The following is a 14690-nucleotide window of genomic DNA, read 5'->3' as shown; positions in this document are numbered from 1 at the left end:
GTGAAACACATTCGAGGGAGGAATATGGGTGAAAAAAGGGTTGGTTTGTCTCGTAGCAGGAAGCATGATCGTTTCACTAACCGCTCCGGCAACAGTCGGAGCAGAACAGGGTAAGCAGCAAACAGCTGCGGAGCAGGTGCAGGCATCAAGCCTGCTTCTGTCCCCGTACAAGGATTTGAAAGGCCATTGGGCCGAGAACGCTGTGATGCGTATGCAGAATTTGGCACTAATCAAAGGTTATGCAGACGGGACATTCAGACCGAGTGAACGTATCAGCCGCGCCGAGTTCGTGGTGATGCTGGATCGGGCATTCGGATTCACAGGTGGACCTGAACCGGCAGCATTCGCAGATGTAAATGAAACAGACTGGTATTATGACGCTGTTACACGGGCTAGTGGATCAGGCATCATTCAGGGAACCGATGAAACCCATCTCTCGCCGCAGCTTCCAATTACGAGGCAGGATGCTGCAGTGATGGCCGATCGTGCATTTCAGCTATCGACGGGCAGCGAGAGTGAGCAGCTTGGGTCTGCATTTAGTGATGAGCAGAATGTGGCCGAGTATGCCAGAAAAGCGCTGGGATATCTTGTTCAAAATAAAATTGTAAACGGATACAACGGGAAGCTTGCGCCGCAGTCAGCTATTACACGAGCCGAAGCCGCTATGCTGATGTCATCATTAATTGCAGATATTAAACATGCTCCAGGCACATACGAATCCAAAGTAGATGGCAATCTGATCGTACGCTCAGCAGATGTGACACTGAAAAATACAACCGTTAACGGTAATTTGCTGCTTACAGAAGCGATTGGTGAAGGAACAGTAACCCTTGACGGTGTGACTGTAAGCGGAAGTGTCATCGTGAAGGGCGGAGGAAGTCATTCGATTGTTATTCAGAACTCCAAGCTGAAGCGTATTGTAGTGGACAAGAGCAGCAGTTCTGTTCATATCGAGATGACAGGCACAACAGAGGTTGAAGAGATGCTGGTTGCACGTAAAGCAACAATCGAGCTGTCTGCCGAGAGCTCCATTGATACATTAAAAGTAAGCAGCAAGGCTCGTCATACGACGATTGATGGCAAAGGGAAAATCAAGCTGCTTGACGTAGAAGCGGATAACGTTTTGTTTAACGGGAAAGCGGTTACACCAGGCAAGCACAGTGATAACAATGCATCTGGAGCTGGTCAGACTGAACAACCCAAGCCAGATGCAGCAGGTAATTCCGGCGGTGGCAGCTCCAATGCAGGCGGAGGTGGCGGGTCCTCAAATTCGGGTGGGCAGACACCTTCCGTGCCTGGCACACCATCGGGCGAGAAACCGGTTCCAGCAACTACAATTCCGGATGAACAATGGGAAATGGTCTGGAATGATGAATTTAATGGCTCTGCTGTAGATGCTACGAAATGGACAGTACAGGATACAGAGCTGGTCTATAACAATGAGCTCCAATATTACAGCCCGAACAACACACGTATCGTAAAGGACGGCAATCGTAACGTACTGCAGATTGAAGCGAAACGGGAGCAAAAGGGCAGCAAAAACTACACTTCCGGCAAATTGATCACCAAGGAAAAAGGGGATTGGACTTACGGCAAAGTAGTCGTGAGAGCCAAGCTTCCCATCCAGCAGGGCATGTGGCCAGCCATCTGGATGATGCCTACGGATGAAGCTCATTACGGAGGATGGCCAGCTTCCGGGGAGATCGACATTATGGAGCTGATCGGCGGCCAGAACAAGGATCATGAGATCTACAGCACCATTCACTATGATTCGATCCAGGCCGATGGCTCTCATGGACATGATCAAGGCAAGTTTACGCTGCCGCAAGGCGAATCCTTTGCCGATGAGTATCATGATTTTCAGGTGGAATGGTTGCCTGGTATGATTCGTTTCTATGTAGATGGACAGCTGCATCACCAGATCAACAACTGGGAGACCACGGCGGCAGGACAGCCGGAAAGTTATACGTTCCCTGCACCATTCGACCGTCCATTCTATCTTATTCTTAATCTTGCTGTTGGTGGAGACTGGCCGGGATCACCAGAAAATGCATTTGTGTCTGATAAGATGAATGTCGATTTTGTGCGAGTGTATTCGTATAAAAATATGAATGAATGGCCGGACGTAACCTCCAGTCCAATCCAGCCTGAGGAGCTGCGCGCACCGCAAGAGAACGGAAACCTGATTTACAATGAACATTTCACACAAGGCGTGGATGCAAACGGTGTTCCAGCTGACTGGAAGTTCATTATGAATGCGGGCGGAGAGGGCAAGGTTGAAGTTGTCGATGATTCAGTGAAAGGCAAAGCAGCCAAAGTAACCATCACTAACGCAGGCACGGAAACCTATTCCGTTCAATTAACCCAAATGCCGATGTATCTGAAGAAAGACAAAAAATATAAAGTTCAGTTTGAAGCCAAAGCTTCCGAGAATCGGGTTATCCGCTCCAAATTGACACAGTTTGAAAAAAGCTGGACGAACTATTCCGGCGAAAAGGAATTTTCAGTGACAACGGATTGGAAGCCGTACGAATATGAATTCAATATGCGTAACGGTTCAGACAATAATGCAAGGTTTGAATTCAATCTGGGCCAAGCAGAAGGCGAGGTACTGGTGACCAATGTGATACTGACAGAGGAAGGTGATGCCGATCCGCTTACAGTAGAACGCAAAGCCCTGCCTGATGGCAATTACGTCTATAATGGTACGTTTGATCAAGGAAAGCAGCGGCTTGGCTTCTGGAACACTCAGATTCAAGAAGATGCGGATGCGCACGTATCGGTCAATAACTTCTCGAAGTTCCCGATCATGGAAAGACAGCTTGTTGTCGATGTGAAGCAAACGAATGGACAGCCGGAGCAGGTTGCTGTTGTTCAGCCTGGCATGAAGCTGGAAGGCAATACGTCCTATGGCTTCTCCTTTGATGCCAAGGCAGATGCCGAAGGCGTTATGGATATTGGTTTATCTACCGCTGAGGGCCATAACGTACAGGTTCATCAAGGACAGCAGATTCAGATTGGACCAGAGTTGAAAACGTACACAGGTGAAATTGTGATCGGAGAGGGTGAAGCGGCTGCAACGTCTGAATTACAGCTTTTGTTTGGCAGATCTTCTGGCAAGGTTTATGTCGATAACGTACGCCTGACGAAACGTGGAAAACCGGTAACCATCCAGGGTTATAACCACATCCAGGCTGCCGATGCTTATGTAATGCAGGGACTGCAGCTCGAAGATTCCGATGAAGGCGGCAAACATGTCAGCTACATGGATGAAGGTGATCTGCTCCAGTTCAAGATTGATACAGCGAACGATGGGGTATATGCCTTCTCTACACGGATGGCAAGTGCCGAGGCTGACTCAAAAGTAAGTTTTACGGTCAAAGATGAGGAAGGCAATACCGTTGCAAACTCCAATTTTGTGCTGGGAGATACGGGAGGCTGGCAAACGTATAAAACCGTATATCTGCCAGCGGTTTCCTTGCAAGCAGGAAAAACCTACTACGTGAATTTTGAAGGAAACGAATATAATACACGCTGGCTGGACATTTCACAGAGTAAGGTGAAAAATGGCGGGCTGAATGCAGATGCCTCGGGGTGGACGCTGCCGCAGAGCATAACTACAGCGACCTACACCAATAGCGTGGATAATGGTCTCAGCATGACTTTGTCTGGCACCACGCAGAATTGGTGGGACGACATCCTGCAGCAGGGAGAGCTTCCGCTTGAAGCAGGTAAAACGTATCGTTTGAGCTTCGATGCTTCATCATCCGCACCAAAAACGATGCAGGTTGTTGTATCGAAGGCTGATAGTAACGATGTCAAGTATTTGGAGCAGCCGGCAGAACTGACAGCAGCGAAACAGCCATATACGTACACCTTCATGATGGCGGAGAACAGTGATCCAGCAGCATTGTTAAACTTCGGTCTCGGGAAGCAGTCGGAGTCAGCAGGTGAGCATACTGTATCTATTCAAAATGTAATGCTGTTTGAGGTAAATCCGGGTGCAGAAGAGGGCGGTCAGCCTATACACGTCAACCTGATCAAAAATGGTGGCTTTAATCAGGGAACAGACGGCTGGTCTGCTTATACGGCTAGTAATAAACCAGAAGACTTGTCTATTAGTGCTGTTAATCAGCAGCTGCAAGCCAAGATCGGTCAACTCGGAGATAATCCGTGGGATCGGCAGGTCTTTCAAGAGGGCTTGGTCATGCAGCAAGGCTACACCTACAAGCTGACATTCAAAGCAAAAGCGGATAAAGCTCGCAAAATGAGTTTAGGCATAGGATGGGTGGATGGTCCTCCAAACTACAACTGGACTGATTTCTTCGGCGACAAAATAGATCTGACAACGGAAGAAGAAGAATTTACATTTACGTTCCAAGTGAATAAGTCTAGTTACTCTAACAGTCGAATTGTCTTTGATATGGGCAAAATCGATGGGGATGAACAAACAGACAACACCATCACCTTGTCTGATGTTAGTCTGGTCAATGTGGGGAAAACGCAATAAATCAATGGTTGCAAGGTGATTTTGTCACTGAGTAAAAAATGATTCCTGTTACGCAGCTTGTGCAGCTAAAAAGGACGAAGCAGATTATTTCTGCCTCGTCCTTTTTTGTGTGCGCCCTGCAAGAGGGTTGTTGATACTGAGAGACTATTGCTAATAAGCAAGCAACTGATCAAGGCAGTTCAGTAATCACGACCTCGTCGATAAAGGCAGTATTATCACCTGAGCCAGAGGTGCCGACGAAACGAATCTGATGTTTGCCTGGTTCGGTGAGCTGAAAGGCGTTCGTTGTAAATATAGCATATGTTCCACTCGTTGGTGTAAACGAGCCAATGGACTGCTCATCCAGGTATACATCGAAGGATTGTTGCCCGCCGAAGCTTGTTCGTTTTGCAGCCTGAAATTGAATAGCATAATGGCCCGCAGGAAAAATGAGTGACTGGCTGAGTTCTCCCTGCTTGCCATTCAGGGTCTGCAAGTAGGCGGCCTGTGTGCCCTCCGGCGCATTGGAAGCGCCGAACACACTGCCGTTGCGAATCCGGCCAGCATTGTTTTTGAAGCTCCAGCCTTCACCGCTCGCAACGACAACGCCATTCTGAGACGTAATTGTCGGGTTCTCAAAACCTCCATTGAGCAGAACCGCCTCATCTGGCACATTAACTGCTTCAATGGAAACCTGATCAATCAGAGCTGCACCTGTACCCGTGTCTGCTGCCGTAAATGTCAGGGTATGTGACCCGGCGGCAACGGTAAACCAATCCGATGTGAAGGACTGGTATGCTGTGCTCGCTGGTGTAACGGAAGCAACCGTTTGTCCATCGATCTGAACATGAATGGCCTGGCTTTGCCCGGAATTCGGAGCAGCGGCTTTGAAATTTATGGTGTAGCTGCCCGCCGGGAAGGTCAGAGATTGTTGAAAAGTGCCCTGAACACCATTTTGACTCCGAACAAAAGCAGCCTGAACTCCTGCTGGTGCCGTAACAGCACTCATGCTGCTGCCATTACGCATCATTCCTGCCTGATCGTTAAAGCTCCAGCCAGCGGTGATGCCGCTGATTGTCCCGGTAGGGTCGGTGACGAGAGGAGATTCAAAGCTCGAATTGGCGAGATGAGGGTCTGCAGGAGTTTGTGGCAATGTAATTCGAACATCATCGATAAAGGCAGTGTTGTCGCCTTGTGTCGTGGTTGCCACAAATTGAATGGTATGCTTGCCGCCTGTTGTCTCGAAAGCATCGGTTCTGAACGTCTCAAAGCTGCCGGATTCCGGCTGATACGAGCCAATAACCTGGTCATCAAAATAAACATCAAACGATTGGGTGCCGCCAAAGCTGGTCCGCTTGGCTGCTTGAAATGACATTTGGTATGTGCCCGGTTTGAAATGAATGGACTGACTTAACGTGCCGGATACACCGCCATCGGTTTTCAGATAACCCGTTTGTACCCCCTGAGGAGCTGTCGGCGCTTGAAAGGCTCCATTATTGTGCTGTACACCTGATCGGCTGTCAAATACCCATCCATTCGTCATCGGCCCGGGTCTGGCTGACGTTGTAGCAGGCTTCTCAAACCCTGCGTTGAAAAACGTGACAACAGGAAGTTCATCCGGAATGTCCGGATTCACAAAGCAGCGTTTGTCTTTGCCCGGAATCGGATCGCCCAGGATGGCACTGGTGCAAGCGACGCCATTTTCCTGAATCGAATAGTTGAACAATCCATCTGCTCCATAAGCGACAACCGCTTTACCCTCGAAATAGCAGTCTCCGCCATTCTCAATCATACATAGCTTATAGCCGTCCGGTGCGCTGCTGATCTGACCTATCTGATACAGCGAGGATACTGTTCCTGAAGGCTGCATCCCTGATTTGAATGCTTTGGCTTTGTAGAGTGCGAGGGAGCCTTCGTTCAAAATAATCGGCCGCACGTACAGCGTAGATTGGGACGTTGGTTCGCTGCCATCCGTGGTATAACGTATCTGGGCACCGCTTGTAGCACTTTCCAGATAGAGCACCTCGGAGCTTGGGAACACATGCTGATCCAGACTGAATGTCGGAACCTCAACCTTGCCCGTTTGTGAAGAAGGAAGCACACGCACAAGAGCTACTCCATATGCAGACGGGTCGGCTGTGCTTGTGGCACGAACGGCAATCAACGTTTCGTCTGTTACCTGAGGTGCCTGATATACACCGCTGCTGTTAATTGTGCTGCTGTTTTGTCCGGCAACGCTCCAGGTCACGCCTCCAGTGTTATCAATGACATCAGCAGCAAGGGTAAGGGAATCACCGGAACGAACAGTTGGATTTACCTGATCCAGCTTCACTTGGGTTTGGGCAGGCTGGGTTGTATAAATGATGACATTATATTCATCATCAACCGCAGAATCGGTTAACGAGCTGCCCCCTGGAAAAGTTGCTTTGACTGGCGGAAGAATGGCATTAGCCTCTTGGACAACATCATTTTTATAAACCAGTTTTCGGAACGTTTTGTTGACAGCAGTATTACCGAAGTCGAGTGTGATCTCCTTGCTGGAGCCGGCTTTGGTTTCGACCAGCACCGTATAATTGCCATCCTCACCTCTGAAGGCTGCGGCGCGAACGTCAGATGAACCGCCTGTATTTACCGAAAGCACTTCACTGTGCTCGGGGATATAACGATTCAGCATGCCTGCAATGTAAAAGGTTTTGCGCGGTTTCAACCCGAGCACGACTGCATCCCACATCGTGTAGGTTCCATTCGTTCCACCGGTAGGGTCGTTGGTCCACACTCCGTTCAACTGCCACATCAAAGCTGATTTTACACCCATATTGGCGGTCTGAATGACCGAGTTGGCATAACCGGCATCCCAGTTGCTCGCCTGATCATCGGCCCAGCCGAATTCGGTCAGATGAAGCGGTTTGTTGCCGACATAACCTTTGCGCAGTGAAAAGGCATTGCCAAGACCTTCATATGATTCACCATACACATGAAAGCTGTACCCATCGATGGCGTCATCAGCATGCTGCTTCATATATTCAATCCAGGCAGGAGCGCCAGTCTCCTCGGGACCCCAGATTTCAACCAGATCGCGGAGTCCGTCCGCTGTCAATCGGGAACTTACTTTATTCACCATTTCTGCGTAGTAGGCCTTCTGATCCCCCGGTGCTTCGAAATCCCAGCTGCCATTAGGCTCGTTATAAAAGGTAAGATATTTCACGTTGTCGTAACCGCGGTTCTGAATCAGTTCCTCCAGTAAAGCGGAAGCAGAGACTGCATAAGCATCCAGATCAGCAGGTGCGCTTGTCCACGGATCAATGCCTGGTATCGAGAACCAGTCATGTACAGTCGAGCCAACCTTCCAGCCAAAGTTTAATTCAATTTCGGTTCCGGCTGCCTTGAAGGCGTCCAGATATTTGTAAAAGGCTTTCATTTTGGTGCTGTCCCAAGTGTAGGTTCCTTTGGAGGGCTCCATCCAGTCAATCTGAAACCAGACTCTGGCTACTTTGGGCTGGATCGTCTGAATGCGTTTTTTGTCGATCTCCCAGTGCGCTTCGGTATAACCGTATTGCATCTGTCCTGGCATTAACGCTGTCGGAATGGTGTTAACACCAACGCCGAGAAAATCATCCTGGATCACGTTGTTTGTGTCAATGGTAACGGTACGGGTAACGCTGGTGCTGCTTTGGTTTTGGGTTTCATTCTGTTCTGCGTGGACCTGGGCAGGAACGGGAATAAACGAGGCCAGCATGGTGGCTATGAGGAGTGGAATCCCCCAGCGTGAAGCGAAACGATCGGATTTGCTTTTCATCTCAGCTCTCCTTTATAGTGGTTTACCACACAAATCGCTTGCGGCAACTCAAATGATAGCGTTTACAATAAAATACAAATTTGAAATATCTGTTGAAATGGTTGAAAAAAAGAGGTCGGGGTTGAACAAAACAAAGCCTGCTTGAACGATTTTGCTCCAAAACGCTCTTTACGAACACTAGTGTGGATTTTATGCTTTTTATAAGGGAAAGATCGTAAGTCATGAAGATAAAGGAGTGTCCGTGACCATGTCCAATAACCAGCCATTAACCAAAGACACCTTCCACTCAGAATCCAAAGATACCTTCCAATCAAAAGGCAATGATACATTCCAACCGGAAACCAAAGATACGTTCATAAAAGAACGGTCTGTTCATCGACTCCAGGGAGATGCTGCTCATACACATAAACAGCTTGAAGCGCTTCGGGTCTCTGCTAGTGGTCGTTATCTGGAAACGTCGTCGGGTGCACCATTTTTCTGGCTTGCGGATACGGCGTGGGAACTGCTGCATCGTTTGAACCTGGAAGAGAGCGAGCTGTATCTGCGAACGAGGGCTGAGCAGTCCTTTAACGTTATTCAAACCGTGCTGCTGGCTGAGTTCAGCGGAGTTACAACCGGGAATGCTTATGGAAGATTGCCTTTACTTATGGATCAAAATGGTCAACCTGACCCGGCTCGTCCCGATCTCGCGGAGCCTTATTCTTATTGGCATCATGTGGATACTGTGCTTGAGTTTGCCGCGAGTCTTGGAATGTATACAGCCTTGCTCCCGGCTTGGGGTGACAAATTCAATATCAAGTGGGGAAAAGGACCTGAAATGTTCACGCCTGAAAATGCATATCGCTACGGACAATGGTTAGGTGAGCGGTACGGTCAGCTTCCACAAGTGATCTGGGTGCTTGGGGGTGACCGTGCATTAGAGACCAAGCTTCATTTTGATATCATTGCTTCGATGGTCCAGGGCTTGAAGCAGGGCGGGGCAACGCAGCTGATGACCTTCCATCCACCGGGTTGTGATTCTTCTTCCCGTCAGCTTCATCTCGAGGATTGGCTTGATTTTAATATGATTCAGTCCGGGCACGGGGAACGGGAGATAACCAATGATCGGCGTGTTCAGCAGGACTATGATCGGAAGCCCGTGAAGCCAACCCTTGATGCGGAACCTTGTTATGAGGATATTCCCGTTGGATTTAAGGGGGAGCACGGTTATTTCGATGCCGCAGATGTGAGAAAAGCTGCGTACTACGCCTTATTTTCAGGGGCGCTGGGTCATACGTATGGTCATCACTCCATATGGTCCATGTATCAGGGAGCGGATGATCTGCTGGAGTCGAACAGTCAGGGTGATTATTTTATTATGAGCTGGCGTGAAGCCTTGCATCGTCCCGGAGCAGAACAGATGAAGCATGCACGTGCGCTGCTTGAGAACGAATTGGGGCCGGATCTCCGTCCCAACCTGAGATTGATTCACTCCAACCGTACAGGCGAGAATCGAATGATGGCTTTACAAAATAAATATAACGCTTACATTTATCTGCCAAATGGCTTGTATGTTGACGTAGTCATGGGGTATATTGAGGGCAAGCAGGTCAAAGGAGCATGGTTTTGTCCAAGGACAGGATTAGAAACCGATGCTTATGCTGCCCATGCTTCTTCCGGTTCTACAGCAGATTCTGTAATACTGAATCAAGGCATTGCACGTTTTACAGCCCCAACAAGCGGACGAGGGAATGACTGGATTTTGATTCTGAAGGGGGTTTGATGCATGTACAAGGTGATGATCGTTGAGGATGAAATGCTGGTTCGCATCGGACTGAAAAATTCCGTCGAATGGAGCAAATTCGGGTTGGAGGTTACCGCCGATTTCCCTGATGGCCTGGCTGCATGGGATTATTATGAACGCGAGAAACCCGACGTGGTCATTACCGATATCAGTATGCCCAGAATGGATGGTATGGAATTAATATCCAATATTCGCAAACAAGATAAACATACCCGTGTGGTGGTGCTTTCATGCCTGGAGGAGTTTGAACTGGCTCGTAAAGCACTGGCACTGGATGTATCAAGCTATATTTTGAAGCTGACCATGACAGAAGAAGAGATTGAACAGGTGCTGACAGGTGTCAGGGAAGAGCTGGATCAGCAGCAGAGCCAGGTCAATGTTCAGGGCAGAACAGGTTCTGCCACACCCGACATGGAGCTGGTGAAGGAGAAGATGTTTAAGGACTTTATGTTCTATCGCATCTTTTCCACCGACGAATTTGCAAGGTTTGTTACGGAGAGCGGTTTGCGACTTTCACCTGTACGGCTGGTTGTCTGTGTTATGGAAGTGGACCGTTATTTTTCGCTCAAGGAGCGTTTTCGGGATGAGCATGGTCATCTGGTGAAGATGTCGCTATTGAACATTCTGAGTGAGATCATGTCCGGATATAAACGTGGTGAAGCCGTTCAGATTAATGATCGGCATTACGCACTGGTGCTGCATTTTGCAGATATGCTGTCTGAACAAGCGATCGTGCAGGAGATTCGTCAGCTGCTTGACCATATCCAGAATACAATCCGTCATTATTTCAACAGCACCGTTTCATTCGGGGTCAGCAGTGTGAACGGAGGTTATGATTCACTTCCCAGACAATATGCCGAAGCACAGCGGGCTTTGCAGCGCAAGTTTATTACCGGCCCGGGCCAGCAGCATCAGGGAAGCGACCGTGCTGACCGATCAGGCGTGCTTGCACGCGTTGAGCAAATCCGGCAGCATACTGATATAAGAGAACTGCTCCCGCCACTGAAGCAGAAGGAATATGATGCATTTCTGGATGAGATTGAGGGCGGCATGTGTGAAGATCGCAAAACGCTGGAAATTACAATCTATCAGTTCGTTCAATGGATTAATACACATGTCTATGATCATAACAATGAAAAAACGCTGCTGCTCAGTATGACCGAGAAGTTAGAGACATGTGATACGATGCCGGATATGCTGGATCAGATTGTCATATACATGGATTCTCTGGTTGAATTAATTCGCAAGCGCTTACAAATGAGTGATGAGATTACTCGTGCGATCGAGTACATCAAACGCCATTATACTGAAAATATCAGCTTGCAGATGGTCGCAGACTATGTTGGTTTAAGTCAAGGTTATCTCAGTAACCTGTTTCGCAAAGAGCTTCAGATCACGTATATTGATTACGTCAATCGTTACCGTATTGAACGAGCGAAGGAACTGCTTGCACAGAGTCAGATGCGTTCCTCCGATGTACCAGCCCTTGTCGGTTTTTCGCCTGAATATACGTATTTTAGCAAGGTGTTCAAAAAAATTACGGGCCTCAATCCGAATGAATACCGCAGGCAGACTACACTTCGAGACAAGAGGGTGCAGGAACTATGAAGAACCCCCTCCGATCTTTATTTATGTCGAGGCAACTAAGAACCCAGCTCATTCTTTATATCATGGTCATCAGCCTCGCCGTCATGGCGGGGGCTTCTTATTTTATTTATTCATTTATGCAGAATATGATTAAAATCCAGAATGAACGACTGTTATATCAACAGTTTCAGCAGCTGGATCATAATATCGGCGGGCTGGTTACAGAGATTGATCGTCTATCAATGCTGTTTCTGCGGGACGATCATATTCAGCGCTTTTTGTACAAAATTTCAGAGAAAACGGAAGAGGAATTTCTGGAGTCCAAAAACGATGTGCAGCGGGTCATTGCGGATTTTATCGATAACTACAATTATATTGATTCCATATACATCACGGCTAATAATCTTGGCGCTGTCGGCGGAAGTCAAAAGCGAACACTGGTCTATGACCGGGAAGAATGGCAGCAAAGCTTTTTCACCTCCGAGCCCTTTCGTCAAACGATAGAACAGTATCCGCACCTGATTATTCATTCCGGGATCAAAAAATCATTCTATAACCCGTATCTTACAGGTAAAGATGACGGTTATTTAATCAGCCTGATGCGGGGAACACGTGCCATCTATGATCCAACCACGAGTGCTACATTAATTATTAATATTGACGAGCGTTATCTGTCCTCCATCTATTCCACCGCACTGAACCGGGAAGAAGGAGACATGTATATCGCGAGTGCTGATGGCAAGGTTGTGTCCGCTAGTGAAGCCGATCGGGTGGGAACGAAGAGTCACTTCAAACCCGGTACCGATCTGGCGGATGGTGCTTATGGAAGCCTGGATGATGAAAAGGCGGGGCGCAGCATGCAGGTGGTGTATTATAAGCTGCATAACGGCGGCTGGTACCTGCTCAAAGAGATTCCGCTCAGCCAGTATGCGGATCAGATTCTGGGTGTTCAGCGTATGCTTATGCTGGTGTTTATCGTTAGTGTGCTGGCCATCTTTGTTGCTTCCTTTTTTTGGCTTCGCAAAATCATTAAACCGCTCAATCAATTATCCGGCAAAATGAAGGATATGAGTCGTGGCGAACTCGGAGTCACCGTAGATCATGTTCCTAATAATGAACTGGGTACCGTAATCCGCCGTTTTAACGAGATGTCACTCAGCATGGTGGAGCTGGTAGAGAAAAACAATGAAATTCAGGAAAAGAAAAGGGAGCTTGAACTGGAGGCGCTGCAGTATCAGATCAATCCGCATTTTCTCTATAATACACTGAATATGATCCGCTGGATGGCTGTTATTGTTAAGGCGGATAACATTGTTCATACGATTGTGGCCTTGGGCAATATTTTACGTCCTGTGTTCTCCAGTAAAGATTCCATGTGCACACTGCGGGATGAGCTGTCATATCTGGATAACTATTTGAAAATCATCAACATGCGCTTTAACAACAACATTACGTTCACCATGGATGTAGACGATCAGTGGATGGATTGCCAGGTTCCGCGCTTTATCCTGCAGCCGCTTGTGGAGAACTCCATTGCCTCGGGAAGACAGAGTGAAGAATTCGCCATTCAGATCCAGATCAGGGCTGAAGGAGACGAGCAACGTCTTGTATTAAGTGTTACCGATTCCGGAGTAGGTATGGACCAGCGTACCCTCGAACAATTAAATGATAAGCTGGCGAAGGAGGAGTCGCCCAAATCGACGGTTGGCGGCAGCGGCATTGGACTCCATAACGTGAATAAACGAATTCGCTTATATTATGGCTCCGATTATGGCATTCACTTTGTTCCGGCTGAACAAGGTGCACAGGTGATTGTGATCTTGCCAGTTCATCGATGATGATAAGCATGCCCTTATGAATCTGCCTGGAAGGCAGTTCATAAGGGCATTTTTGTATCGATGGACCTTGTTTTTTTGTTCAAGCATCAGCTTAAAATTGTTCAAGTTAACTTGTGCGTCAATCGTATTTTTTTCAACCAGATCAGGGGAACTTTCATCCAATCGTTTTCAGGAAAGCGCTATCATATGAATAAGCCCAAACGAAAGCCTACGCACAAAGGAGAAATTCATATGCAACGAACCGAAACTCTGAACAGCCGCGCGGTCAAGAAGGCCAGCAAGCTGAATCGCAAGGACGGCATACACCTGCTGCTGCTCGCCACTCCATTTGTACTGTTTACACTTGCCTTCAGCTACGTTCCACTATTCGGATGGATCTATGCGTTTTTTGATTACAAACCTGGTATTCCGCTGCAGCAGACTCCGTTTCTCGGATTAGAAAACTTCCGCAATATGTTTGATGATCCACGAATGGGACCTGTACTTGCCAATACGCTTGCACTCAGTCTGTTGTCCATAGCAACAGCACCTGTACCGATGCTGCTGGCCATTCTGATCTCGGAGGTACGCTCCGGCTGGTTTAAACGGCTGGTGCAGACGGTATCTACATTGCCGAATTATATCAGCTGGATTATCGTGTTCTCACTGGCCTTCAGCATGTTCAGCACGGAAGGTGCAGTCAATTCCATTATGATGAAAACAGGAATCGGCAATCCACCTGTGGACGTCTTGGGAAACTATGACCGTGTGTGGACTGTGCAGACCTTGCTGTTATTATGGAAATCTGCAGGATGGAGCGCGATTATCTATCTCGCAGCGATTGTCGGTATAGATAGTGAGCAATACGATGCAGCGAAGGTAGACGGCGCAGGGCGTATGCGTACAATCTGGCACATTACACTGCCAAGCATCATGCCAACCTTTATCGTGCTCTTGCTGCTCTCGGTCAGCAACCTGCTCTCGGCAGGATTCGAGCAGTATCTCGTTTTCAGTAACGTGATGATTGCGGACCGCATTGAAGTGCTTGATCTTTATGTATACCGGCTTGGTCTGGTGACCGGCGACTATTCATATTCCACAGCGGTGGGCATATTCAAGACCGTCATCAGTGTTCTGCTGCTCTTCAGTGTTAACATTTTATCCAAGAAGGTTCGCGGTCAAGGCATCGTCTGAATCGCAGGGAAAGGAGCAAAAAAG

6 protein-coding genes are annotated in these 14690 nt (G+C 48.1%); 5 read left to right on the top strand and 1 reads right to left on the bottom strand.

Features of this window, described 5'->3' with window-relative positions:
- Positions 1 to 28 precede the first annotated feature (28 nt).
- Positions 29 to 4510 carry a carbohydrate binding domain-containing protein gene (locus ACQSGY_RS03250; RefSeq protein ID WP_427050648.1) on the top strand — a complete coding sequence of 1494 codons (4482 nt, stop codon included), beginning with the start codon at positions 29 to 31 and terminating at the stop codon, positions 4508 to 4510.
- 169 nt (positions 4511 to 4679) lie between these two features.
- On the opposite strand, the gene ACQSGY_RS03245 is transcribed toward ACQSGY_RS03250, so the two are convergent.
- Entirely contained in the window at positions 4680 to 8285 is a 3606-nt protein-coding gene (locus tag ACQSGY_RS03245) for a chitobiase/beta-hexosaminidase C-terminal domain-containing protein (RefSeq protein WP_427050647.1), read from the bottom strand.
- A 247-nt stretch (positions 8286 to 8532) separates the two neighbouring features.
- Here ACQSGY_RS03245 and ACQSGY_RS03240 point away from each other — a divergent pair, with 247 nt between their 5' ends.
- From ACQSGY_RS03240 to ACQSGY_RS03225, 4 genes are all read left to right on the top strand, one after another.
- The gene (locus ACQSGY_RS03240) at positions 8533 to 10047 is read left to right on the top strand and encodes a glycoside hydrolase family 140 protein (RefSeq protein WP_427050646.1); all 1515 of its coding nucleotides are present in this window, start codon (positions 8533 to 8535) and stop codon (positions 10045 to 10047) included.
- A 3-nt stretch (positions 10048 to 10050) separates the two neighbouring features.
- Positions 10051 to 11676 carry a response regulator gene (locus ACQSGY_RS03235; RefSeq protein WP_426334792.1) on the top strand — a complete coding sequence of 542 codons (1626 nt, stop codon included), beginning with the start codon at positions 10051 to 10053 and terminating at the stop codon, positions 11674 to 11676.
- A 23-nt stretch (positions 11677 to 11699) separates the two neighbouring features.
- On the top strand, positions 11700 to 13493 hold the full coding sequence (locus tag ACQSGY_RS03230; RefSeq protein WP_427050645.1) for a sensor histidine kinase: 1794 nt from the start codon (positions 11700 to 11702) through the stop codon (positions 13491 to 13493).
- Positions 13494 to 13724: 231 nt separating this feature from the next.
- Positions 13725 to 14666 (top strand): ABC transporter permease, encoded by a 942-nt coding sequence (locus ACQSGY_RS03225; protein WP_145402313.1) that lies wholly within the window; start codon positions 13725 to 13727, stop codon positions 14664 to 14666.
- Positions 14667 to 14690: the final 24 nt, after the last annotated feature.

Origin of the sequence: Paenibacillus sp. TC-CSREp1 (assembly GCF_050171015.1) — a bacterium.
GTDB lineage: Bacteria > Bacillota > Bacilli > Paenibacillales > Paenibacillaceae > Paenibacillus > Paenibacillus silvae.
Note: the sequence above shows the minus strand (reverse complement) of the source record. Positions and strands in the feature narration are given on the sequence as shown.